The following is a 23485-nucleotide window of genomic DNA, read 5'->3' on the forward strand; positions in this document are numbered from 1 at the left end:
TCATTACGTCGGCAGCCAGCTTATCAGTTTCACGAGAGGCAGTACCATTGCCAATGCTGAGCAGCTCAACGTGGTGTTTTTTACAGAGGGCGGCGATTATCTCGATAGATTCGTCCCACTGGTTTCTGGGGGCGTGAGGGTAGATTGTTGCGTGATCCAGTAATTTGCCTGTTTGGTCGATCACCGCCACTTTAACGCCAGTTCGCAGGCCTGGATCAAGGCCTAATGTTGCTTTCGCACCGGCTGGCGCTGCTAATAACAGATCTTTTAGGTTCTCTGCAAAAACATCGATGGCAACTTTTTCAGCTTGTTCTCTTAGCTTGCCAAGTAGTTCAGTCTCGATATGGTTGTTAAGTTTAACGCGCCATGTCCAGCGAACCACTTCTTTTAGCCACTTATCGGCTGCTCGGCCTTGGTCCTCAATATTGTAATAAGCGGCGACTTTGGCTTCACAGGGATGAATCGTTAAACGGTCACTTGCGTCATAACCCTGAGGCTGCAGGCTAATATTGAGCACGCCTTCGTTGCGGCCTCTAAATAGTGCCAATGCACGATGTGATGGGATTTTTGCTATCGCTTCACTGAAGTCAAAATAGTCCTGGAACTTATCACCCTTGGCTTTTTCAGATTCGACAACGGCACTAAAAATCTCGCCCTGATCCCAGAGGTAAGTTTTGAGTATGCCGAGTAGCTTGGCTTCTTCGCTGAGGCGTTCCATCAAAATGTACTTTGCGCCATCTAGTGCGGCTTGTGAGTCATCAATGCCCTTATCAGTGCTAATGAATTTACTCGCTTCAGACTCTGGGTCTAGAGTCGGGTCCTTAAACAAACTATCCGCTAAGGGTTCCAGACCGGCTTCAATTGCAATCTGGCCCTTGGTTCTGCGCTTGGGTTTGTAAGGAAGGTAGAGGTCTTCCAGTTCGTTCTTGCTGGCGACATTAGCGATTTGCGAGGCAAGCGCATCAGTGAGTTTACCTTGTTCGTCAATGCTGCTGAGAATAGTTTTACGCCTATCATCTAACTCTCGTAAGTAACGGAGCCTTTCTTCAAGCTTTCTGAGCTGTGAGTCATCTAGGGCGCCGGTCACTTCTTTTCGATAACGTGCAATAAAGGGGATCGTTGAACCTTCATCAATTAGTTCAATGGTTGCATCGACTTGTTGAGGTCTGACCGAAAGCTCGCTGGCAATTTGGGCTGCAATTTTTTTGGTGGTCGTGGAAGCGGAGGAAGCCTGGGTAGATAAGGTGTTCATGCGAAAGTAAAAGATCCTTGCGAGCGGTAAAGAGGTATCAGTCTTAAAAACAACAAATAGCAATGCACTAAATGGTGACGAGCATGGCGATTTAAACCCCTGCAGTAAATAAAAAATGAAACAAAACAACGAAAATATCTGTTCCAATTTCACAACTAAAGGCAGTGTTGCGGCGCTACGACTGTGTTCATTATTTATATCTATTTAGAATAAGTGCTACAAAGCGACAAAATGTATCTGGAAAGCAATGAGTTGACGTGAAAGAATGATGGAATAGAAAAATAAATGGGCTCAGAGTCACGGGCCCTGAGCCCATTTATTTTTATCGAGATAGACAGAAAGAAGAGAAAGTAGTGGCGAATAAGTTAAACCCTAAACAGCAAGAAGCCGTAGATTATGTTGGTGGTCCTTTACTCGTACTAGCGGGCGCTGGCAGCGGCAAGACCAGTGTAATCACGCGAAAAATTGCCTACCTGATTAAAAGCTGTGGTATTCCGGGGCGCCATATTGCTGCGGTGACCTTTACCAATAAAGCTTCTCGCGAGATGAAAGAGCGTGTCGGGCAGTTGGTTTCGGGGCCTGATGCGCGTGGTTTAACCGTATCGACTTTCCATAACCTGGGTTTGAATATCATTCGCACCGAGCATAAGGCGCTTGGCTATAAACCGGGGTTTTCTATTTTCGACAGTGAAGATGCTAAAGCGTTGATTCGCGACCTGATGATGAAAGATGGTGAAGAGAATAGCGACCGAATCAATGAATTTCAGATGGCGATTTCAAACTGGAAAAATGCCATGCTAACTCCGGCTCAGGCCGCACAGCAAGCTCAAACGCCTGACGATGTCACCCTGGCACATGTGTATGAAACCTATACTCGCTACCTCAAAGCCTATAATGCGCTCGACTTCGATGATCTGATTCTTTTACCCGTACAACTTTTCGCTGAACATCCGGATATATTAAGCAAGTGGCGGCAGAAGATTCGCTACCTCTTGGTTGATGAGTACCAAGATACTAATATGGCTCAGTACGAGCTGGTGAAGCAAATCGTGGGTGACCGTCATGCTTTGACAGTCGTAGGCGACGATGACCAGTCTATCTATGCCTGGCGTGGAGCAAGGCCAGAAAACCTGGCGCGTCTGGAAAAAGACTTCCCAAGCCTGAAGCTGATTAAGCTGGAGCAGAATTATCGCTCTACCAGTTTGATCTTGCGTGCGGCGAATACCTTGATCGCCAACAACCCTCATATGTTTGATAAAGCACTATGGAGCCAGCTGGGTGACGGAGAGCGAATTCGTGTAATTCGTTGTCGCCATGAAGATGCAGAGGCAGAACAAATTGCCGCAGAGATTCTTGATCTTAAGTTGAAAAAGGACATTCCTTTTAAAGACTTCGCTGTGCTTTATCGTGGTAACCACCAGGCGCGTCTGCTGGAAATCAAGATGCAGGCTTTTCAGGTGCCTTATCGCTTGTCTGGTGGTACCTCCTTCTTTGCCAAGAATGAAATCAAAGATGCCATGGCCTACTTGCGTCTCATTGCTAACCCTGATGATGACGCAGCATTTCTTCGGGTAGTCAACGTACCACGCAGAGAGATCGGCCCCTCAACCTTGGAGAAACTCGGAAATTATTCGACTGAGCGACATATTAGTTTGAATCAGGCTGTCGGTGAAATTGGTTTGGAACAAGTGTTGAGTGGTAAGGCGCTGGATCGGGTCAGGCGCTTTAGCGATTGGTTACGAAAAACAACGGAACGTTGTTATCAGGAAGATCCGATACCTGTGATCAAGCAGTTGTTTACCGATATTGAGTATGATCAATGGCTGTACCAAAACTCTAATACGCCAAAAGCGGCTGAGAAACGTATGGAGAATATCTGGTACTTGGTTGATTCGTTAAAAAATATGATCGACGCCGATAAAGGCACAGCGGATGAAATTGGTATAGAAGAAGCGGTTTCCAAATTGATCCTTCGAGATATGCTGGAGCAACAAGAAGAAGAGGATGATAGCGATAAGGTGCACATGCTTACGCTTCATGCCTCGAAAGGTCTTGAATTTCCACATGTTTTTATCATGGGGCTTGAAGAAGAATTATTGCCGCATAGAAACAGCATTGAAGAAGATAACATCGAAGAAGAGCGCCGCCTGATGTATGTGGGCATCACAAGAGCCCAGCGGACTTTAGCATTGACTTATGCTGCAGCACGAAAACAATATGGCGAGAAAATAGAAACCATTCCTAGTCGCTTTTTAGATGAAATTCCCGAAGATGACTTGCAGTGGGAAGGTGGCGAGCAAAAAGATAAAGAGCTTGTGCAGAAAAAGGGCAATCAAACTCTTTCGGCGCTTTTAGATGGCCTCAAGTAAATATTACTGATTACTTTTGGCCGACGCTAGGGTTGGCGAGCTGTGGTCGCCATTCCCACCATTCATGTTCGCCTTCCGGTGTACTTTCTTTGGTTTTATAGACATCCCAGGTGACGAGATAGTCAGGGTTTTGTACCTGCTTACCACTAATCGGGTCGTGATAGTCACCGGGTGGTGCAATAAACCAGGGGCGAAGTGAAGAAGGGATGGTGAATTCACTTTCTTGTTTCAAGTCCTGGACGGTGATGCCATCTTCTTCTGTGACTTTGCAAACAGTACCAGCGAGCTGCTTTTGATCCAGCACTTCTCCAGACAGGTCAAAATAGGTGATGCCTACCAGAATGGTTTTTCCAGAAATGTTTTGTAGGGTAATTGCCTGATCTGTCACTGAGAATCCTTATTGAAGAAAAATATGAAGCTATCATAGCCCTTAAGCCTCTGCCGAAACAATTGTCTCTTTCAATTCAGCATCCTCTGTTTCGAAAAGAGCACAAAGTTCTAGCTGTGCTTTAATGGTATTTTGTTCGCTTTGGTCTAAACGCTTCCATTTGTCACAAAGCTCCTGCCAGGTTCTGAGTTGAAAGGTTTTTACCACTGACTTAAAAGGGTAGCCACGTAACTTTCCTGTATAAAGTGTTTTTCCCTGATTGAAGGCTAGTTCGTTGAACTCTGTTGCTCCCTGAGCTTTTGCCAGGTGATATGCCTGCTTATTTTGAACCATGAGCGATGCATAGGTGCTCATGATGGTGTTGAGCAAGGGCTTAAGTGCCCCTGAAAAATAAAGCTCCCCTTCTTTCTGTTGTAAGCGATGTTTGCCGCTATAGATCATCTCAAGCCAGGCGTGTGTCTGCGGAGCGAGTTCTTGCATTAGCTTATTTGTTTCTGGGTCGACCAGGTTCATAGCGAGTTGGCCGTAGGCACTGGCATCGGCAATGGTAAACTGATCACCGAGTAAGAATTTTTGCAGGGTTAATACTTCCTCCATGCCTTTTAGATATTGCTTCCAGCTTTCGAATAATAAGGTATGTGTTTCAGGAAAACCTTCTTTATACGGGGGGGATAGAGCTTTTGAAACACCGCTTCGATAGCTCTTTGGCGCGACACTAAATAAGTAAGGGCAGCGTGCGACCTGTCGCTTAGGAAAGCGCCTGGAAAGTAGTAAGGGGCCGCCTGGCGGCAAAGCGTGACGAAATTCTTTTGCGAGTAATTTACCCATTATGTTCGACTTGGCGGAGCCTACCCAGCGCATATGATGGACCATGTATAGGCCGAACTCGTCAAAGGCTTCGTCGATTAAGCTGGCGATAAAATTCAAACAAGGGTCTTCCGGGAATAAGCGATGTCTATGGCTATTTCCCTGAGTGGGGGGCTTCTGGTCAAGATAGTGTGCGATGGCTGTGCTGTCGTATTGAAAATCTTTGCCGTTTTCAGTAAAGAAAGGAACGGCAGGGTACTCATCTAAGTCGGCATCCATTTCAGGATAGCGGCTTATCTGCTTATGCTGTTTTTGATACTCAAGGCGTAATAAGGTCTGAGTATTTTCAAGATAGCTTCCATGCGCGGGTAAGCGGCGATAAGGGATGCCACAGTACTCCAGGTAAGCTTGCATCTTTAATACGAAGGGCGAAAGCTCGACGCCCCAAATAATTGCAGAACTGATTTGTATTTTATTCTTATTTTTCATTTAGGGCTCAACCTATAAAACAGCATTACATCAAATGAGCCTGAAAGAAACGCGATAGGTCTTGTATCTCGCTTAGACAAACTTCGTGTTCCATCGGGTAGTTTAGATATTGCACTGTGTGGCCTCGCGCTTCAAGAATCGCCGCCGCTTTTTTACCTTGCCTTTCCACGACCATTGGGTCATGAGTGCCGTGGCAGATTAATACTGGCAGCTGGCTATTCGCGGGCGCGGTATCAAAGCTATCTTCTTGTGGAAAATAGGTCGACAAGCCTGCCAGTGCTGCAAGGGGGCTGGGGTAAGTTAAGGCTGCATGGTAGGCCACGGCTCCACCCTGCGAAAAGCCCATTACAATGATTCGTTCGCTCTTGATGCCTCGCTCGATTTCCCTATCGATCAGCGTTTGGATATTCTTCACCGAACTTTGCAATTGTTCGTGGTTTATCACGCGCTCTTCAGTCAGTTCAAGAATGTCATACCAGGCGGGCATGATATAGCCAGCATTAACCGTGATGGGGATTTCCGAGGCATTTGGAAATATAAAGCGTATACCTAAGCCTTCCGGTAGCGCTAATTCCTCGACGATAGGTACAAAGTCGTTTCCATTTGCCCCGAGGCCGTGCAGCCAAATAATACTTGCTGATACCGTGTCAGCAGTTTGTCGCTCAATACAGTCTAATAGGGGCATGTGATGAAATCCTTAATTATCCAATAGGTGAAAAAGATAGTTTTAATAGGTAGTATGGGTAACTCGTGTGACGCAGTGGACAAAATTAATGATAAACCTGCGTATTTGACATTGTTTAACCTTATACCTTGCTTGTAAAGCTGGCAAAGCGAGAATTATGTCTACACTGAATTAAAGCCTTTCCTGATCTTGAGTAAATTATTGGTGCTTATGGTGGCATAAGTGGCAAATGTTGTAGTTATGACGAAAAGTGCAAGGCGCTCTGTTGCTTGTTTTAGGAAGAAAAAATGAAACCCGAACTCAATACATTTCAAATGCTGAATGCAGCAAAAACAAATCTTTCAAACTTGAATCGCAGCCTATCTTTGGTGGGAGCTGGTTTAGTCATCAGTTTAGCTGCTGGCTGTGCTTCAGTTGATAAGAAGGACAATAGTGCGATGTCTGATAGCTCGGCTGAGCTTAGTGTGGCGGAAGTACAGCCAAGCCAAGAGGAGCTAGCTAGGAACGAGAAAGAAAATGCTGCTAAAGCTGATGAAATGATGAAAAGCCTTAAAGCTCCTGTGGTTGAACCAGGTGCTAAGACTGAACAGCCGGTCAGCAAAGAGGTGAAGCCTACAGTTAAGGAAGTTGTCGCAGAAGTAACGCAGAAGGCCGTTACAGCGGTAGCAGACAAGGGTGTGAAGGTAGCAGTAGAAAAAGAGCCAGCTAAAGCTGAGGTTAAAAAAGTAGCTGCGAAGGTAGAGGAAGCTAAAAAAGATGTTGTTAAAGCGCCTGTTGTGCAAAAGAAAGGCTCTGTTAAGCCCTTAGCAATTAGCGAGAAAGACCTTCCTGCAAACTATGATATTTGGGTGTTAAAGCAGGGTGATACAGCATTAACTCAAGGGCTTGTTATTAGCACGCCAACTTGGGAGATGGGTAAAGAAGGTTATATGTCTCAAATTTGGCTAACCTTTAAAGAAAATGAGATTCACATTAACAGTTCTTCTGATATTGCCAGCGAAGCAAAGAATTTAGGTATTCGTATCGACGGAGGTGACTTGATTCCTTTTACGCGAATAGCTGAGAATAATATTGGAATTGTTGAAGGTGAGTGGCTAGATAAACTGGCAAATGCGAGTAAGCTGGATATTTACCTAGGCTTCTTCCCTGGCAAGAAACCTACAAGTGATACTTTCCATAGTGATACCTCTCTGGAAAATCTGGACCGTGTTGTGGCAACTTACCGTAAGTTGAGTAAGTAATTACCTAGACTATTAGGTGAATAATAGGGCTGCATTAATGCGGCCTTTTTTGTGGCTTGAATAAATAGATTGTGCGCAATATACTTGCATAACTAGAGGATAAGACAATGAAGAAAGTTATTTATCTACTGATATTTTTTATACTGGCTGGAGTCATCACAATGCGAGTAATTGAGAACAATACAGCACCTAAATTAGGTGTTCAAAATGGTGAGCTGAAGCCCTTGGGAAGTCGGCCTAATAGCGTATCAACTCAAACCGATAAGCCTGATAAGCAGGTAAAATCGATTGCCTTCGATATAGAAGCAAAGCAGCAGATGCAGAAGGTTCAAAATGTCATAGACGCTATGCCGGGGGCAAAAATTCTTCAGCAAAGTGATCACTATTTGTATGCCGTTTTTACCAGTCCGCTGATGCGTTTCAAAGACGATGTGGAGGTTTATCTGGATGATGAGCAGAAGCTAATTCACTTTCGTTCAGCGAGTAGGGTGGGGTATTCAGACTTAGGTGTTAACCGGAAGCGATATGAGGACTTTGCTAGGCGACTGTCTGTATTGAGTCAATAAGCGAAATTAAAAAAGGCCTGTCAGCGGAAAGCTGATAGGCCTTATTGAACGGCGTATCTATCGTTTAGTTCTTATCCCAGTCAAACTCATTTGCACCGATCGCGCCGCTATTATCCTCGTCCCAGCTTTTTTGGCCTAGGGAGTTATATTCTAAAAAGCCATCGCCCGTTTGGGAATTGGTAGGAGTCGCTCGTAGGGTGTAAGAACTCCCTGTAGCCGCTTCAATCGTTAGGTCGTAGTAAACAGATGAGCCGCCTACCGGTGCGGTTGTAGCAAATACTGCGGGAGCCCCAGTATCTCCACTTTGTCCTGCATTCAGGTAAGAGTTATTTTGTGTGAAATGTTTTTCCATCGCAGCCGAAAAAGAGACTAAGGCGCCCTGAGCTTCAGAGCGTTTGGAACTCTTTACGTTATCCTGATATGACGGGTACGCGATAGCAACTATGATAGCCACTATAGCCACCACTACCATTAATTCTATCAGCGTGAAGCCCTTCTGCGAGCTATAACAATTCTTGCAGGTATACATATTTACTCCTCTTGAACCCAGTAGGTTCTAACAATTTTTCCTTCGCGATCAAGTGGATTGCACTCTGTACCAATACACAAAATGTCTTGGCCATCCACACGAAGTCTTTGTGGTGCGGTTGGTAATGATTGTGTCGTGAGCGTGCCAACTTCCCTATCGCTTGTGGTTAACTCAGAATCTAATCCGATACCGTCATAATTCTTAACCGGTGTCGCGTCAGCTATTTCGATATGGTAGAGGCGAGGAATACCGGAGCTAAAAATACAGCCGTTAGTACTTGCTGTGGGCTCGTAAGTGGTAAAGTAAACCGTTCCATCAATGGTTAAAGATGTCGCTAGCATTTTTTCGCCATCACGCGTAAAACGAATGAACCAACCCTGTTTTGGTAATATATCAGCACCGTTACCGTAGTATTCAGTATAGGCGGCTTCTTGGTTGGCTTCAGAGTTTTGGCCGCTTACGTCACCCAGGTTGTTATTCGTTGCGTCGTAAAGGTCATCCTCTATAAGTGCTGTATACTCGATAGAGCCGTCAAGGTTCTTTGGAGGTTCAAGTACGTCGGAGCTTTTTATCATATATAAACGGTCAACGACTTCATCATCAAGAGGGTGAGCTTGCCAGCCTGAACCAATGACAATAGCTAAGGTTAAGCTGCTGCTATCGCTTAGTACCGATACGTCAGGTGCATGGTAGAAACGTCTATTGTTTTCGGTTCCTGTATCGGACACACTGGCGATTACCCCCCCATGTACAGGAAGGGTACTAGAGCTGCTTCTATTGTTATCTATGTCGAAGCGCCAGACCTGTCCACCCATGTCGCCCACGTAAATTTGGTCAGCAATTCTGTCAGCGTTCACATCAATAGCCTTAACGTCTGATGGAATGCTATATTTCATATCACTAAAGTTAGAGGGGGTCGCGCTCCAGATTTTCTCTCCTGTCTCTGCGTCAACAATATAAACAGCTCGACCAATGGAATCTTCAGAGCGAGTTGTTGCTAGATCTTGATTGGTATCATAACCACCGCCAAAAATGAGAACTTCGCGAACAGTGCTACCCATTCTAACCTTAGTTTTAACTGGCTTAGACCAGGTCTGACCGAGCTCTTCGAAGCCGCTAGTGCCACCTGTCCCCCCAGTAATTTGCCACAGAAATTCAGGTGCATCGCGCTCTGTAACATCTAAAGCATAATAGCTATTTCCACCACGGCGCATGCCAGAATATAAATAGACGAAATCATTTGAGTCGTATAAATCATTGTCATTGTTTTCGTCGTTGACCCAAGTTGTTATGGAGCCGTCCATTCCATACGTGTGTTCAACAGCCTGAGAATCTTCAAATAAAGTTTTTTGCATTCCCAGTAGCTCTTTGGGCATAAAAGCAAAGTATTCATCACCTTGGCCTTTTGTATAGGTGCCACTAGTGCTATTACTTCCGTTTATCGCGTGGATAAAACCCTGGTTGTCACCGAAGAATATTGCCGTGTCGGGGTTCTCGTCGGTACCACCGTATATCACAACCACTGGCGCAGAGTGGAGGGGGTCCATTATTGTGTGTCGAGTATCTGTATAACTATTATCGTTATCGGTATCAAAGACATCAATATCACGAATCCAGTCTAGTAATAGCTTGTACTCTTCATCAGTTGCTTCGGTGTATTCAAGTAATTCTTTAGTAATATTGTCTGCGTTATCGTAAGAAATTTCGTTACTGTCGTCAGATAGGTTGCTAGAGCCACCTAGGTACGTAAACACATTACGGTCATCACTATTGTTGGGTAAGTTTTCTGCAGCGCCCCCTAGGTGAATATCATTAGCGTCAATATCATCTGACCACCAGCTCCATGCGCCTGGGTCAGCAGGGTTATTACTGCGAGACTTAAAGAAACCAGTTTCTGGATCAATCGCGGTACGGCCAGCTCTATCATAAACAGTGCCGTCAGATCCTAGACGATAGCGTTTTAAGTTACCCTTCCAGACAGGCCCAGTTTCAGGCTTGAAAACCGAGAAATACAATTCATCACGATGGTTGAGGCGGTTAAAGGTATTTACAGCAACGCCGGGAGAAACAAACGTGGTACTAATATCTTTGAGGCTTGAGAATATTTGCTTAATTGCACTTTCGAGCTCGGTTGTATCGTTGGCTACAAAGTATTTACCGCCACCACCTGGGTTGTCATCAGTACCCTCGGCTGTTCGTTTGAGCAAATTATCATCGAGTTCAAAGCCAATCGTATAGGTTGTAACGTTTTGTTCGCCATCATATTGACTAGATACATCGTTTTCGTACATGTGGCGGGAAATCTCATCTAGACAGTTGTCAGTGCAGTTGCCTACAGTACTCTCTATAACGTTTCTCGATGCAGTATCGTTACTATCACTTCGGCTAGAGCCAGGGTGAGCGTCATAAGTGGGTTCACCGTCCGTTAATAGGACAATGTTGTTAGGCTGGCATTCATCTGAAATAGGCGATTGGTATTTGCTAGAGTTGCTAGGGCTCTTAGATGAGGCAGAGCTTTGGCTGCCTAAAAATACCGAACCGCCAGAATAGTAACGGTAAGCTTCAAATAGGCTTTCAGCGAGAGGAGTCCAGGTATCCGGGGAAAGGCTGTTTAGATCAGATACAAAAGAAGACCGATTGTCTTCAATATAATCAATTGGAGTCGTAACGCGGCCACCTTGCTTGCCGTAATTATTGGTATTAAAGCTCATTAAGCCAATATTAATACCTGAAGTACTGTTAATCAGGTTGCTGACAACGCTCTTCATGATGCTAATGCGTGATTGAGAAGTCACTTCACGATAGTAGGCATACCAATTAATATAGTTTGAATTAAAGAAATCATAGGTAGTGTAGCTGTTCCAGCTTATTTCGTTGTTGCTAGAACTCGCCCATTTGCTGGAGTTATGTACTGCGTATGTGTTGCCTGTTGTTCCGTTAGCGCCGTGTGCACCTCGATCATCTTTACACTCGATAATATTTGTATTGGAACTACTGCGACGACTGAAAAGATTACGCCAAGCATTTCTGCGGGTATTAAAGCCAGCGACTTTTGCAGCAGTATACTGTCCTGCTATTGCAAGCTTGTCAGTCATTTCTTGGCAGTGATTTTGGCTTGTTAAAATTGTACCTCGATAGTTGAAATAACTATCGAATGCATAGATGTAAGCGTCAGAATAGGGGCTTCGACCGTCATCGATAGCTTTCTGAGTATAGTCAATTGAATGGTTGTAAGGGGTTTCCGTACTAACCATATTTGACATACTGCCTGAGTTGTCAAGAATAAACAGGACGTTTGGTGTTAATTCGTTAGAAGCACTGGACTCAAATAAAATCTCAGTATCGTCTGCGTGTGCAATATTGGCTGATAGAAGCGTAATAATGCAAGATGCCAAGCCGTGACCTAGTTTGGATTGTAATGATCTCATTGGCCTGCCTCCAAATTAAAGAAACGGAAGTGATGGAGCTCTTTGGTCTTTATGTTGTAACTGATTGCGCCACTTTTGCCATTGAAGGGGGTTAATACATCAAGAGAGGCTTTTTCTTGCCCAATATAGGCTTGAGTTGTTTCAGTGATACGATATTGCTGTAAGTCACAAGAGGCGCAAGCTCGAGCTTCGATGCTTTTTATTTTTCCATCAAGGCCTCGGTTCAATTGAATGGAATCAGTCTCATAGCCTTGAGTGATATGTGTCAAAGGTGGGGGAGTATACCCTTGTTGTAACTTAAGTAGCTGATCTTTTGTAAGTGCTGGCTCACTAGTATGAGCCTGAGCACTAAACAGTACACTAAAGGTTAGGAGCAAGCCTAATGCGTATATTTTTTTCATCATTGCCTCCTGATGGCTATTTCGTTGTTTCGGGCCATCACTCTAAATTCTGTTGTATGCCTTAAGGCATGTATAAGTTTAATGGTACTCAAAACCTTGCCTGATAACCGTTTGTGCACTAGTGGCCTCGACCGCACCTTCTACTAAAGCTTCGAATAGCTCCGGTTTAAGCTCTGTTGAGCTCTCGTCTACGTTTAAGGAGCCCCCTTTAGCGAGCGCTACAACACCCATATATCCGATGCTATAGCTGGATGCAGCTTTTGAGCCAGAAACTGCATAGTTAATACTCGAAGTGTGTTCACCAATAGTGCCGATTCCTATCGCCTCATCTAATTCTGTAGTGTCTTTGTCTATGATGACTTTATTGATCAGTCCACTTACGGCATTTTCTGCTGCTTGAAAAGTCGCGTTGTTGTTTTGTGCATTTGATGCCATTTTTTCCTGCATTATGGAAGAGCTCATTGACGCAACGCCTATAAGGGTCATCAGTAATAAAATAATTAAACTCACAACAAGTACTGCGCCTTTTTGGCGTGCTAAATTAAGAGAGCTTTGATGTTGTAAGGTCTTCATTCTATATACACCTTTTATACGTTTATTTATCGATTTCGTAACTGAATTGTTTGGCTGAACTCACGGCGTAAACGTCTATCTGGCTCATAAGTTACTGTTGAACCGAACTTGCCCTCGGGTTGGATTTCTTCACCGGGCAAAATATAGGTGGCGTCGTCATTATTCGTGAGCACCTCACGGGAACCGCTAACCAGTAGACCTAGCTGAATGCTTTTTACATATTTCATGTCTGTAACATTGTCTGCGGTAACATAACGAAGGCCGCTAATCACTTCACCGTCTGCGGTAACATGCTGAGGGTCGCTATTTAGTTCACCATATAAGATTTGCATGCTGTCGATACCTTCTATTAGCTCTTCAACATCAAACTCAGGGTTTGCCTTGTTTACCATTTTGTCTTTCGCTCGGAATAGGGCATTTATAGGTACGCCGGTTTCAGTTGTTCTGCCTGTGTTTGCCACGAAGTATATGGTTGATTCAAAACCCCTTACTCGAGCATTACGTGTATAAGGACCTATAAAGATGTCATCTGAATTTGTGATAAGACCATGTGATAGGGTAATAGTGGCTGTCGCTTCCGGGTCTTCTGAAATTCGAAACATATCAGCATTGTTGCAGTTAGCAATTACCGCGATATCAAACTGCTCAAACTCCATTTCATTATCGACGAGCACAACATCTTCATCACTCGTTACCATGTCTGCAGAGAGCTCGGCACTGTCAGTAGTTAGTCGCTGAACAACTAATATGTCGCTACCGATCAAAGCTTCTTTAGTAAAGTCTTCATCTTTGAAATAGTCACCGCGGCTGACACCAGTGACAGGGTCGATGTTTGCATCTTGTGCCCATGCTACAGAAGGGACTTCGAAGCCTGAAAGTGCGGTACTAAAAAAATCTGAGGTTGGGGGGTTATGGGCTCTGATCTTGATATATGCTTCTTCAGGGTCTGGGTTCATACAGCCTTGATAGCCTGCCATTCGAATATCTTGAGCAAGAAAGTTAAGTGCATGGCGCCCAGACTCCTGAATACGAGATAATTCACTAATAAATTTATCAGACTCTCGAGCATTAAAATAAATACTCGTAACACCGATGAGTAGCAGGGAACTAATGGTCATAGCGATCATTAGTTCAATTAAACTCAAACCGGCCATTCCTTTTAGCGAAGATAAAGGTTTTGTGTGGCGTGCTGTGAGATCTTGGTTCATTGTCTTCTCCCTTACAGCACTAAACTGACTGAAAAAGTTTGATCAGTGACTTGTTGGTTTTGCTCATCATCATTCCATTGAGATTCTTTCCAGCTAACTTCAATGGTAAAGAAATTGCCTAAACCACGTGCTATTGTACCCCTCGCATCAGGTAACAAAATTATCGATTCATCGGTTCCGTTTAGTCGCTGGGCCCATTCAAATAAGTCTGTATCTGCACGGTTTTGAGCGGTACAGCCTGCAACACTAGTGCTGCATAAAGGATTGGAAGGTGTTGTTTGACTTGAGTCAAAATCATCATATCTTCCAGCAATTGCTGCGACAGAGTTGGCTCGCATACGATCTGCGATATCATAAACGAGTATGGATGCTTGGGAGCGAAGGTAAGCACTTTGATTGTTACGAAGGCCTTGCATTTGTAAGCTGGCAACACCCAATAACCCAATCGATAGGATGACGATGGTTACTAAGATCTCAATAAGTGTGAAGCCTCGTTGAGTGCTCGGAGCTAGATATTTCATGGTGCCATAAGGGCTTGAATGAGTGTTCGTTATTATGGACATACGATATTTGTCCCCCGGTGGTCGTTAACAATGTTATCGGCCGAACTTTCTTCATCTCTTGCGACTCGAGTATGACCAATTGCGCTCATAACAATAGCATTAGCCTCTGTTACACCGCGTGAGTCACAAATGATAATAGTGCCTGATGAACCAGGAACTCCATTGGAATCAAACTGAATAAAGCCTGCATTGAGAAAACCCAGAGTACGCATTGTGTTGTCGCCAGAAAGCTGTTCGCCGATTCTGAGCAGCTCGTCGTTCGCTGTATCGAGTAGACCGTCACCATCTAGATCCTCGCCTGGATCTAGTATGTTGTTATCGTTTACATCTTCATTGAAATTGTTTAAAACTTGGTCGCCATCTAGATCTGACATGATAAACCAGCCTTCTTCCCAGTTATTAGTGTCGCACGCAGGGGACCCCGTATTGGTGCTTTTACTGGCGCAGAGAGTAATTATACCCCCTGGGCGCTTTGCTGCTTCACTTCGCCCATAGGCTAGCATACCAATGGTCGCATTCGTTTGGGAGGTGATACGGGCGTCTAAAACATTGCCTCTCATACCCGGTACCCCTATGGCAAGTAGGATTCCAAGGATTACAACTGTGACCAACAGTTCAACTAGCGTGAAGCCTTGTATTTTCTGTGGTGTAACAGATGTATTTATAAATGTTTGGGAGTTCGATAATTTTTTCATAATGTCATTAAACAGTTGAGGAGCAGAACAAACAAGCTCAAAGAGACAAGTGGTCGATAGTAATGATAGACGGTAATTACGGAATTGAAATTGTGCGTTACATCTAATTCTCGAGCTGCTTAAAGCGCCTGAATTTATTGCAATATATAGTCTGCTACGTCTACACCGTGAGTACCATTCGTAATGCCTTCCTTAATAGCATAGGGTTTACCATGCTTGTCTATCGGGTCTTTAATCAGATTGATTACGTAGGAAGAGCGGAATTTTTTATCGGCTGTCATGACCAGTTCAACTTTAGGGCGCAGACGAGAGTCAGCGTTCGCTGATACGACGATGCCTATTTCACCGTTGGTCATTTCGACCAAAGTACCCGGAGGGTAAATGCCTACCATACGAATAAACGCTTCAACCAGCTCTGAGTCGAAGTGCTTATCTCGTTCGGCATAGAGAATTTTTAAAGCATCAAAGGCTGGTGAGCCGTCTTTGTATGAACGGGTACTTGTGATTGCATCATAAACATCGACAATTGATACCATGCGTACAAACTGATGGAGGTAAGCTGCACTTAGTTTTTCTGGGTAGCCCTTGCCGTCGATACGTTCGTGATGAAAGTGTGCTGTATCCTTAATTAGTTTGTTGACGCCTTGTTGTTCGTCTAATAGTTCTTTGCCATACACCGAGTGCTGTTTCATTATGTCATATTCGATGCGTGTTAGACGGCCTGGTTTGTTCAATATGTCGTCTGGTATTTTAGTTTTACCAATATCATGTAGCATGCCGCACAGACCGATGGTTTCTAGCTCGTGCTCTTTTAATCCAATGAAACGCCCGAAGGCAATTGCTAATATACCGACGCGCAACGAATGCTCTGCTGTATATTTGTCCTGTTCTTTTGCCTGTGTAAGCCATAGCAGTGCATTAGCATTATTTAGGATGCTGCTGACGCAAGATTGAATCGCTTTACGCGAAGCATCCATATCAAATGATTCACCATTGCTCAGGCTTGTTAATACTTCATCGACATGGTCTTTGGTTTTTTCATAGCTTAGTTTGGCTTTGGGTAGTTCATCGTGGATTTCGAGTTCTTCACGAAAACCGGGGTATTGTTTCTCTTCCTTGGCTTCAACGGTGCCTTTACCTGATTCAAGCCAAAACTCTTTTTCAATTTCAATATAAACAAATACACAGTGTTCGCGGAGTAAATCGATGTGGTCTGGTGTCTCGATAGTTAAGCCTTGAAGCAGTACTGGTACTTCAGTCCAGGGTCTGTCTAAACGAGTGACATGCATGCCTATTTCTAATGAATCAGCAGGGAGCTTTACTTCGATAAGAGACTTAGTCTTGTCTTGTGAGGGTGGTGTGTATTCAATCATTTCTTAGTGTGCAAGTTACCAGGAATCACGTTACTAGGAATAAAAATTTATTTATGCTGTTTAATGGAGCTTAGACGCAAAAATAGTATTTGACCAATTTGGATGTATTGAGCTTAGCATTGAAAATTCTGTTTATATCATCCCCAGATATTTACGCTGCTTCGATTTAGGTCTAAGCTCGGTGGGTTGGAATAAGAAATATAAGGCTGTTTTTAATGGTTGTTAATAACGCGATTATCAATATTACAAATTTGCGACTTCGAACTTATATTGGGTTCAATCCTGAGGAACAGGAAAAGCAACAAGATATTATTATTAATGTGGAAGTACATTATCCTGCAAATAAACTGTGCCTGGAAGATAGTGTTGAAGATGCCTTGAACTATAAACACATTGCAAAAAGCATTATTAAGCATGTTGAGGATGGTCGCTTTCTATTATTGGAAAAACTGGTGTCAGACGTGTTGGGTCTTTGCAGTGAGCACTCTTGGGTGAGCTATGCGAAAGTACGAATTGATAAACCTCACGCGCTACGTTTTGCTGATTCAGTTTCTCTCAGTCTCGAATATAGGAAGCCGGAGTAGTGTTTTATGAGTAAGTCACCTGTTTTGATCACTGGTGTAGGCAGGCGCATTGGCTTGGCGCTGGCGCTTGATTGTTTGGCCAAAGGGTATCATGTGATCGGTACCTATCGAACTAGCTACCCGGAATTGGTGAAGCTGAAGGATATGGGAGCTGAGTTATATCAGTGTGACTTTCAATACCCTGAGCAGGTGAGTCAGTTGATTGATGCAGTAAGTGCAAAACATACATCGTTAAGAGCAATTATCCATAATGCCTCTGATTGGTTGCCCGATAGCAAAAATCGGGAAGATGATTTAAGCACTATCCAACAAATGATGAATGTGCATGTCAATATTCCTTATCACTTGAATCTGGCACTTGAGCCCTTGCTCAGGGCCTACCCGGATGGCATTGCCGATATCATTCATATTACCGACTATGTTGCAGCTACCGGAAGTAAAAAACATATTGCTTACGCGGCAAGTAAGGCTGCTGCCGAGAATCTCGTCTTGTCTTATGCTGCAAAACTAGCACCAGAGGTGACTGTTAATTCAATCGCGCCGGCGCTAATTATATTTAATGCGCAAGATACACAAGCCTATAAAGAAAAGGCGCTTAGCAAATCTGTTATGGCGAGGGAAGGGGGCGTTCAAGAAATCCTACGCGCAATTCACTACTTGCTGCAAAGTGAGTACATGACAGGCCGAAGTATAGAACTCGATGGTGGGCGGCATTTAAAATAAAGCGTGGCCTGTTCAAAAATAATTCAATTGCCCCCTTTTATTAGATAAAAACGTCCTTATATCTTTGTGCAATCAAACATTGTTTTGATCAAAACTTATTAATCTTACGAATTTACAGGAATCACTATGTCGGATTTAGATTTATCCACAAATGAGGCGAAAGCATCATATGGTGTTGGTCTTCAAATGGGCCAACAATTAGCTAACGTCTTTAACGGACTGTCATTAGAAGCTGCTATTGCTGGCATCAATGACGCATTTTCTGGCAAGGGGCCACAGATTCCTGGCGAAGAAATTAATGCGGCGTTTCAAGTGATTCAGACTCAGGTTGAAGCAGAGAAGCAAGAGCAAGCTAAGAAGTTTGCGGGTGAAGGTGAAGCTTTCTTGGCAGAGAATGCTAAGCGTGATGAAGTGACGGTTCTAGAGTCCGGTCTTCAGTACGAAGTAATCACTGCGGGCGAAGGTGATATACCAACAGCTGAAAGTGTTGTAAGCACTCACTATCGTGGTACCTTGATCGACGGTAAGCAGTTTGATAGCTCATATGACCGTGGCGAACCAGCTCAATTTCCTGTTGGTGGCGTGATTGCTGGTTGGACTGAAGCACTTCAGCAAATGAAAGTGGGTTCTAAGTGGAAGCTATACATTCCATATCACCTTGCTTATGGCGAAGCAGGTGCTGGCGCCGATATCGGCCCATACCAAGCTTTGGTATTCGATATCGAGTTGCTAGAAATTGTTGGCTAGATAAATAGCTTTCCCTCATGCGTCTCGCTACGCATGAGGTTCAATATCTTTATACTCTCCCCCCCTCAAAGCCTTACCCTTTGTTAATCCTGCTCCCTTTCTCTGGGGCTATGATATTCTTGCATTAACTGCTCTTGGCAGAAAATTATTTACTGATTTCAAATGGTCAGCGCTTTCCAAAGGAATTTTCCATGAACGCATTGGTAAACAGGGCTTTAGCCTTCCTATTACTTGTATTTGTTTCTCACGCCGCACCCCTGATGGCTAAAGGTTTGAGTATCGAGGAAGCGAAGCAGTTTCTTCATGACTCTGGCTTGAGTGAGTTGATTGCTTCTTTGCCTGATTCTATGGGGCAGCAGCTTGATATGAAACGTTTGTCAGTCAATAGTTCCGTCAGTTTTGAAAAGACCAGTGCGGCCGTGACTCATGCAGCGAAAAAGGTTGATGGTGAACAGATTGCAATGGTTTATTTGAGTCAGGATCAGCGTGCTGAAGATTTGTCTGATGCGATTAAGTTCTTGGCTTCTCCCTTAGGTCAACGCATCAGTACAGAGGAACGGGCGGCCAGTACACCAGAAGCTCAGCAGAAGATGCAACGCTATTTTCAGGAGCAAAGCTTCAAGTCTGTTAAGCAGGATAGAGCGCAATTGCTAGAGAAGCTTTCTTTAGCTCTGAATGCTGATAAGGTTGTTATTCAGCTAATGAAAGGCGTGTATTTTTCGGTTTTGGAAGCGGTTGCTGTTATTAATCCAAATAAGGCAGCTGCTTTAGAAGCTCGTATGAATCAGGAGTGGCAGAGCATGGAACCAATGCTAAGTCAGCAGTTTTCCGAATTTATGTTGATGGGCGCAAATTACAGCTATCGTAATTTGAATGATGAGGACCTCTCTGCCTACATTACATTTTTAAAGAGTAAGCCGGGTCAGGCGTATTGGCAGGTAGGTGTCGATATTGTCGATTTGTATATTCAAGGTTTTGTTTCTGAGTTGGTGTCCGGGCTTTCTAGCGCAAAATAAATGTTATTTGATATAAGCCTTCAGACTATTAAGCAAGCACTGCCAAGTGGCGTATTACTACTCGCTTGCTTATTGTTCTTCAGTTTGTTGCCTTCTGAAGGTTTGGTTTATCCTCATTTGATCAACTCTGGCCATGCTTTGGTCTTCGGTTTAGCGACCTATCTGCTGCTGGTTTTTTTTGCTCAGCTTCGGCCCTTAAAAGAGCTGATTTACCTTCTTTTATTTTGCCTCTCGTTTGGTTTGTTGGTTGAGCTGGTTCAGCCTTATGTAGGCCGGGAGCGCAGCTTAATAGACTTTGTTTACGATGTTTTTGGTTGTTTGGCTGCATTGCTGTGGTATCTCGCTCGATTTCGAAGTACTAGCAGAAGCCGGAAAATGATGATGCAGGGAATAGCTTTGTTTTTGATTTTGGCAAGCCTGCTTTACCCAGCTTATCGATGTTATGTGAAGCTGGAGGCTGATCGCTTATTTCCGGTGATCGCGAACTTCGAGAGTTTTGGCTGGGCTCAAATTGTGTTAGCAAAAAATGGCAGTGAGCTTGAAGTTGTCAAAGCACCTGGTGACTGGGCTAATGAATCTCAGGTTGGAAAGCTTCGCTTTAATAAAGATGCCCTCTATCCCGGAATGCGCTTCGCCTACTTGCATCGAGACTGGCAGGATTATGATCGACTAAAATTCGAGATCTACTCTGAAGCACCAGAGACGCTAAATGCCGTGCTGCGAATTCATGATATGAAACACCAGAATCAATATCATGATCGCTTCAAGACTAGAGTACGTATTGCTCAAGGTCTGAATCAATACAGTATTCCCTTAGATAAGGTTCGTGATGGCTTACAGACCAGAAAAATGGAAATGGGACAGGTTGTAGATCTGATGCTTTATATGTATAAGCCGAAGCAGGAGTTGACGGTTTACATTGATAATATTCGTTTAGAATCTGATTAATTCCTTACCCAAACTCTAGCGCAAGAAAATCAGAGAAGCCATACGACCCGAGACTTGGCCATCACGGCGAAAAGAATAGAAGTGTTGGTTTTCAAGAAAGGTGCAATGCGTGCCGCCATAAATCGCGCTGACTCCAATGGCTTTTAGCTCAATCCGGGCAAGTAGGTATAAATCTGCCAACCATTTTCCTGGTTCCTTTCCCGGGATAAAGGCTTGAGCGGCTTCGGGGTCTTTGTTACAAAATGCTGTATAGACATCGTCGCCAACTTCAAATGCCTTTTGGCTGATTGCCGGGCCAAGCCAGGCAATTACTTCATTGGGTGAGTCAAAGCTTTCTACAGTCTTAGTTAGGATGCCAGAAGCTAAGCCTCGCCAACCCGCATGTGCGGCAGCGACTTGCGTTGCCTGTTTGTTGCAGAACAGTACCGGAAGGCAGTCGGCCGTCATAACGACACAGGCTTCTTGCTGCTTGCGAGTATAACTTGCGTCTGCTTGAGTGCTGATAGATGAGCTTTCGGCCTGAACAAGAGTATTACTATGTATCTGCTCCAGCCAATGAATATTCTCTGCATTTAAGGCGCAGTGGGACGCAAGTACTGTCCTGTTGTGTCGTACAGTTTGTTCATTATCGTTGACGTGTAGGGCCAAGTTAAAGTCTTGGTAGCTGCTTAGCTTGCTATCTGGCATCGTGTCGGGAGCCAAGCGAGACGTAGTAAAGGCGACTACTTGACTCGCGACGGGCCATTCAGGTTTTAACCATGTTGTAGGTAAGTCGCAAGGGCTCATTGTTCGCTTAGCACCGCTAGTAAGTTTTGCATATCTTCAGGTAAATCGACTTCCCAGCTCATCTCCTCACCAGTTTGAGGGTGAATGAGGGTTAATTTTTTAGCATGCAATGCTTGTCGTTCAAATTGCCTAAGTTTATTTTTTACTTCATCGCTTGCACCGGCTGGAAGTTTCATTCTTCCTGCATAGGTGGTGTCCCCTATAAGCGGGTGTTTAATATGTGCCATATGGACGCGAATTTGATGGGTTCGTCCAGTTTCTAATTTAACGCGTATGTGAGTGTGAGCGAGAAAGCGTTCTAAAACGCGATAGTGAGTCACCGCATGTTTGCCGAACTGGTTGACGGCCATCTTTTTGCGGTTTTTAGGGCTGCGTGCAATAGGCTCGTTGATGGTTCCGCCGCCCGTCATGACTCCTGCAGCGATAGCTTCGTATTCTCTGCCCATTTCGCGACTTTGAAGTTGTTCAACAATATGGGCGTGAGCTGTTAGTGTTTTAGCGACCACCATTAAACCGGTCGTGTCTTTATCCAGGCGGTGAACGATACCGGCCCTGGGAACGGCTTTGATATCAGGAAAGTGATGCAGCAAGGCGTTAACTAAAGTGCCTGAGTGGTTACCGGCGGCGGGGTGAACTACCATTCCAGCTGGTTTGTTGATGATCAGAATGTCTTCATCTTGATAAACGATATCAAGCGGGATGTCTTCAGCAAGCCACTCTCCCTGACTTTCAAGCTCGGCTTTCACTTCAATGAGATCATTTATTTTGACTTTGTCTTTGGACCGCGCGATTTCTTCGTTTACGCGAATATGGCCTTGTTTAATCCATTGTTGCAGGCGTGAGCGAGAATACTCAGGCATAAAATCAGCAATGACCTGATCTAAACGCATGCCAGATAGTTCTAATGGAACAACAAAGTCAGCTTCAATAATTTGGCTCATAAGGTCTCGATATGTAAAGAAATCACGGGATAGACTGAATAATTATGACTTATAAGGGAGTTGAAACCTCAAGTTTGATTATTTGTCATACACGCAAAATGTAAAATATGAAATAATGTCGGCTATTATAACCTCACCGAGAGCATCTCTGGTGAGCATTTATTAAAATGTGTAGAAAACGAATACCATTTTCCAATTATTCTCAAGAAGTCTTATCCAATTATGCGTTCACACTTTGCACTCGTGATTTCTCTGGTAGCAGTCCTGTTTCTTTCTGCTTGTAGTTCCACTCCGAAAAAAGAATCGACAGAACAAGAGTTGTATGATGATGCTAAACGAGCGATCAAGTTAAGGAACTTTCCTCAAGCAACGATCGCTCTAGAAGAGTTGGAGTCCCGTTTCCCCTTTGGGCAATATGCTGAGCAAGCTCAGTTAGATTTAATCTATGCGCGTTATAGTGGGCTAGATCTAGAAGGCGCGATTCTCGCTTCCGATCGTTTTATTCGTTTACACCCTCAAAGCCCGAGCGTGGATTACGCGTATTATGTACGAGGAGTAGCGAACTATCATTTGGATATCGGTGTTTCCAGTCAGTACTTTTCGTCGGTTGATATTACCTCGCGTGACCCGGGGCATATGCGTTTGGCCTTTAAAGATTTTTCTGAACTGTTAATTCGCTTCCCCGATAGTAGCTATGCTGCAGATGCGCAAAAGAGAATGATACAAATCAGAAATCGTCTTGCGGCTTATGAACTGCATGCTGCACGATATTATATTAAACGCCAAGCCTATCTGGCAGCGGCAAACCGGGCGGCCTATGTTGTTAAAGATTACCCCGCGTCGCCAAGTGTCGAAGAGGCCTTAATTATGATGGTTTCGCTTTATCGGTATTTGGATCTTCCTTCACAGGCAGATGATGCTTTGGCTGTGTTAAGAGAAAACTTTCCAAAAGGTAAAGGCTTTGATGATGGCGGCGAGTTTGTGGCGATGCATAAGCTTGAACATAGCCGCAGTCTATTGAGCGTCATATCGTTTGGTTTATTTGAGTAAGGATTTTCTTTAATTGAAAGGCTCTTACAAGGGCACTGTTTTTATAGAAAGGTTGGTTAAGAGAATGAGTCTACGTCAGCAAATATTGCAAGAAATGAAAGTTAAGCCTGAGATAGATGTTGA

Annotated in this window: 23 protein-coding genes and 1 pseudogene; 9 read left to right on the forward strand and 15 right to left on the reverse strand. The window is 44.1% G+C overall.

Annotated elements, in window-relative coordinates; all coding sequences use genetic code 11:
- Window positions 1-1252 (reverse strand): Tex-like N-terminal domain-containing protein (locus A3735_RS23865; RefSeq protein ID WP_304440014.1); only part of this gene is annotated, 1252 nt, incomplete at its 3' end.
- Between the two features lie 353 nt (window positions 1253-1605).
- Here A3735_RS23865 and rep point away from each other — a divergent pair.
- Window positions 1606-3621, forward strand: coding sequence for a DNA helicase Rep (gene rep / locus A3735_RS23870; protein ID WP_068514558.1), 2016 nt, complete (start codon window positions 1606-1608; stop codon window positions 3619-3621).
- A gap of 10 nt (window positions 3622-3631) precedes the next feature.
- On the opposite strand, the gene A3735_RS23875 is transcribed toward rep, so the two are convergent.
- Genes A3735_RS23875 through A3735_RS23885 form a run of 3 tightly spaced genes read right to left on the reverse strand, consistent with a single transcriptional unit; the run spans window position 3632 to window position 5990 of the window.
- Entirely contained in the window at window positions 3632-4009 is a 378-nt protein-coding gene (locus A3735_RS23875) for a hypothetical protein (RefSeq protein ID WP_068514560.1), read from the reverse strand.
- A 42-nt stretch (window positions 4010-4051) separates the two neighbouring features.
- Window positions 4052-5305 carry a glutathione S-transferase family protein gene (locus tag A3735_RS23880; protein ID WP_068514564.1) on the reverse strand — a complete coding sequence of 418 codons (1254 nt, stop codon included), beginning with the start codon at window positions 5303-5305 and terminating at the stop codon, window positions 4052-4054.
- 25 nt (window positions 5306-5330) lie between these two features.
- Window positions 5331-5990 (reverse strand): alpha/beta hydrolase, encoded by a 660-nt coding sequence (locus A3735_RS23885; RefSeq protein ID WP_068513036.1) that lies wholly within the window; start codon window positions 5988-5990, stop codon window positions 5331-5333.
- Between the two features lie 287 nt (window positions 5991-6277).
- Here A3735_RS23885 and A3735_RS23890 point away from each other — a divergent pair, with 287 nt between their 5' ends.
- Complete coding sequence (locus A3735_RS23890; RefSeq protein WP_068506619.1) at window positions 6278-7231, forward strand: hypothetical protein; 954 nt, start codon at window positions 6278-6280, stop codon at window positions 7229-7231.
- Window positions 7232-7338: 107 nt separating this feature from the next.
- Entirely contained in the window at window positions 7339-7797 is a 459-nt protein-coding gene (locus A3735_RS23895) for a DUF1499 domain-containing protein (protein WP_082865110.1), read from the forward strand.
- A 64-nt stretch (window positions 7798-7861) separates the two neighbouring features.
- Here A3735_RS23895 and A3735_RS23900 read toward each other — a convergent pair whose 3' ends face one another.
- The 9 genes and pseudogenes from A3735_RS23900 to A3735_RS23935 form a co-directional block, all read right to left on the reverse strand.
- Window positions 7862-8326: a type IV pilin protein gene (locus tag A3735_RS23900; RefSeq protein ID WP_068508008.1), complete on the reverse strand. Its 465-nt coding sequence runs from the start codon at window positions 8324-8326 to the stop codon at window positions 7862-7864.
- A gap of 2 nt (window positions 8327-8328) precedes the next feature.
- Window positions 8329-11754 carry a pilus assembly protein gene (locus A3735_RS23905; RefSeq protein ID WP_068514567.1) on the reverse strand — a complete coding sequence of 1142 codons (3426 nt, stop codon included), beginning with the start codon at window positions 11752-11754 and terminating at the stop codon, window positions 8329-8331.
- A complete protein-coding gene (locus A3735_RS23910) occupies window positions 11751-12158 on the reverse strand; it encodes a hypothetical protein (RefSeq protein WP_156490306.1) in 408 nt (135 codons plus the stop codon). The genes A3735_RS23905 and A3735_RS23910 overlap by 4 nt, the downstream gene beginning before the upstream one ends.
- 75 nt (window positions 12159-12233) lie before the next feature.
- Window positions 12234-12728: a PilX N-terminal domain-containing pilus assembly protein gene (locus A3735_RS23915; RefSeq protein ID WP_068514572.1), complete on the reverse strand. Its 495-nt coding sequence runs from the start codon at window positions 12726-12728 to the stop codon at window positions 12234-12236.
- Window positions 12729-12754: 26 nt separating this feature from the next.
- Window positions 12755-13936, reverse strand: coding sequence for a PilW family protein (locus tag A3735_RS23920; protein ID WP_068514576.1), 1182 nt, complete (start codon window positions 13934-13936; stop codon window positions 12755-12757).
- 11 nt (window positions 13937-13947) lie between these two features.
- A complete protein-coding gene (pilV, locus tag A3735_RS23925) occupies window positions 13948-14499 on the reverse strand; it encodes a type IV pilus modification protein PilV (protein WP_197469596.1) in 552 nt (183 codons plus the stop codon).
- Window positions 14490-15059, reverse strand: a complete 570-nt coding sequence (locus tag A3735_RS23930; protein ID WP_231875468.1) for a GspH/FimT family protein — start codon at window positions 15057-15059, stop codon at window positions 14490-14492. Before A3735_RS23930 ends, pilV begins: the two co-directional genes overlap by 10 nt.
- Before the next feature lie 15 nt (window positions 15060-15074).
- Window positions 15075-15194: pseudogene (locus A3735_RS32690) on the reverse strand (prepilin-type N-terminal cleavage/methylation domain-containing protein); the annotation flags it as partial.
- A gap of 134 nt (window positions 15195-15328) precedes the next feature.
- On the reverse strand, window positions 15329-16567 hold the full coding sequence (locus tag A3735_RS23935) for an HD-GYP domain-containing protein (protein ID WP_068513261.1): 1239 nt from the start codon (window positions 16565-16567) through the stop codon (window positions 15329-15331).
- Between the two features lie 215 nt (window positions 16568-16782).
- On the opposite strand from A3735_RS23935, the gene folX reads away from it, so the two are divergent.
- The 5 genes from folX (at window position 16783) to A3735_RS23960 (ending at window position 20585) form a co-directional block, all read left to right on the forward strand.
- Window positions 16783-17151: a dihydroneopterin triphosphate 2'-epimerase gene (folX, locus tag A3735_RS23940; protein ID WP_068514588.1), complete on the forward strand. Its 369-nt coding sequence runs from the start codon at window positions 16783-16785 to the stop codon at window positions 17149-17151.
- A gap of 6 nt (window positions 17152-17157) precedes the next feature.
- Entirely contained in the window at window positions 17158-17874 is a 717-nt protein-coding gene (gene folM / locus A3735_RS23945; RefSeq protein WP_068514591.1) for a dihydromonapterin reductase, read from the forward strand.
- A gap of 126 nt (window positions 17875-18000) precedes the next feature.
- Window positions 18001-18621 (forward strand): FKBP-type peptidyl-prolyl cis-trans isomerase, encoded by a 621-nt coding sequence (locus tag A3735_RS23950; RefSeq protein ID WP_068514593.1) that lies wholly within the window; start codon window positions 18001-18003, stop codon window positions 18619-18621.
- A 191-nt stretch (window positions 18622-18812) separates the two neighbouring features.
- Window positions 18813-19637, forward strand: coding sequence for a DUF2059 domain-containing protein (locus A3735_RS23955; RefSeq protein WP_068514595.1), 825 nt, complete (start codon window positions 18813-18815; stop codon window positions 19635-19637).
- The gene (locus tag A3735_RS23960) at window positions 19638-20585 is read left to right on the forward strand and encodes a VanZ family protein (RefSeq protein ID WP_068514599.1); all 948 of its coding nucleotides are present in this window, start codon (window positions 19638-19640) and stop codon (window positions 20583-20585) included.
- A gap of 15 nt (window positions 20586-20600) precedes the next feature.
- On the opposite strand, the gene pgeF is transcribed toward A3735_RS23960, so the two are convergent.
- Both pgeF and rluD read right to left on the reverse strand, forming a co-directional pair.
- A complete protein-coding gene (pgeF, locus tag A3735_RS23965; protein WP_068514602.1) occupies window positions 20601-21371 on the reverse strand; it encodes a peptidoglycan editing factor PgeF in 771 nt (256 codons plus the stop codon).
- A complete protein-coding gene (gene rluD / locus A3735_RS23970; protein ID WP_068514603.1) occupies window positions 21368-22312 on the reverse strand; it encodes a 23S rRNA pseudouridine(1911/1915/1917) synthase RluD in 945 nt (314 codons plus the stop codon). The genes pgeF and rluD overlap by 4 nt, the downstream gene beginning before the upstream one ends.
- 222 nt (window positions 22313-22534) lie before the next feature.
- Between rluD and A3735_RS23975 the strand changes: the two genes are divergently transcribed.
- Window positions 22535-23362, forward strand: coding sequence for an outer membrane protein assembly factor BamD (locus A3735_RS23975; protein WP_068514606.1), 828 nt, complete (start codon window positions 22535-22537; stop codon window positions 23360-23362).
- Window positions 23363-23485 lie beyond the last annotated feature (123 nt).

Source organism: Oleiphilus sp. HI0061, from assembly GCF_001635675.1.

What these genes read in the sequence shown, in the direction of transcription:
- A3735_RS23880 (WP_068514564.1), bottom strand. Translation starts at nt 5,305, where the DNA reads ATGAAAAATAAGAATAAAATACAAATCAGTTCTGCAATTATTTGGGGC.
- A3735_RS23885 (WP_068513036.1), bottom strand. Translation starts at nt 5,990, where the DNA reads ATGCCCCTATTAGACTGTATTGAGCGACAAACTGCTGACACGGTATCA.
- A3735_RS23890 (WP_068506619.1), top strand. Translation starts at nt 6,278, where the DNA reads ATGAAACCCGAACTCAATACATTTCAAATGCTGAATGCAGCAAAAACA.
- A3735_RS23895 (WP_082865110.1), top strand. Translation starts at nt 7,339, where the DNA reads ATGAAGAAAGTTATTTATCTACTGATATTTTTTATACTGGCTGGAGTC.
- A3735_RS23900 (WP_068508008.1), bottom strand. Translation starts at nt 8,326, where the DNA reads ATGTATACCTGCAAGAATTGTTATAGCTCGCAGAAGGGCTTCACGCTG.
- A3735_RS23905 (WP_068514567.1), bottom strand. Translation starts at nt 11,754, where the DNA reads ATGAGATCATTACAATCCAAACTAGGTCACGGCTTGGCATCTTGCATT.
- A3735_RS23910 (WP_156490306.1), bottom strand. Translation starts at nt 12,158, where the DNA reads ATGATGAAAAAAATATACGCATTAGGCTTGCTCCTAACCTTTAGTGTA.
- A3735_RS23915 (WP_068514572.1), bottom strand. Translation starts at nt 12,728, where the DNA reads ATGAAGACCTTACAACATCAAAGCTCTCTTAATTTAGCACGCCAAAAA.
- A3735_RS23920 (WP_068514576.1), bottom strand. Translation starts at nt 13,936, where the DNA reads ATGAACCAAGATCTCACAGCACGCCACACAAAACCTTTATCTTCGCTA.
- pilV (WP_197469596.1), bottom strand. Translation starts at nt 14,499, where the DNA reads ATGTCCATAATAACGAACACTCATTCAAGCCCTTATGGCACCATGAAA.
- A3735_RS23930 (WP_231875468.1), bottom strand. Translation starts at nt 15,059, where the DNA reads ATGAGAGGCAATGTTTTAGACGCCCGTATCACCTCCCAAACGAATGCG.
- A3735_RS23935 (WP_068513261.1), bottom strand. Translation starts at nt 16,567, where the DNA reads ATGATTGAATACACACCACCCTCACAAGACAAGACTAAGTCTCTTATC.
- folX (WP_068514588.1), top strand. Translation starts at nt 16,783, where the DNA reads ATGGTTGTTAATAACGCGATTATCAATATTACAAATTTGCGACTTCGA.
- folM (WP_068514591.1), top strand. Translation starts at nt 17,158, where the DNA reads ATGAGTAAGTCACCTGTTTTGATCACTGGTGTAGGCAGGCGCATTGGC.
- A3735_RS23950 (WP_068514593.1), top strand. Translation starts at nt 18,001, where the DNA reads ATGTCGGATTTAGATTTATCCACAAATGAGGCGAAAGCATCATATGGT.
- A3735_RS23955 (WP_068514595.1), top strand. Translation starts at nt 18,813, where the DNA reads ATGAACGCATTGGTAAACAGGGCTTTAGCCTTCCTATTACTTGTATTT.
- A3735_RS23960 (WP_068514599.1), top strand. Translation starts at nt 19,638, where the DNA reads ATGTTATTTGATATAAGCCTTCAGACTATTAAGCAAGCACTGCCAAGT.
- pgeF (WP_068514602.1), bottom strand. Translation starts at nt 21,371, where the DNA reads ATGAGCCCTTGCGACTTACCTACAACATGGTTAAAACCTGAATGGCCC.
- rluD (WP_068514603.1), bottom strand. Translation starts at nt 22,312, where the DNA reads ATGAGCCAAATTATTGAAGCTGACTTTGTTGTTCCATTAGAACTATCT.
- A3735_RS23975 (WP_068514606.1), top strand. Translation starts at nt 22,535, where the DNA reads ATGCGTTCACACTTTGCACTCGTGATTTCTCTGGTAGCAGTCCTGTTT.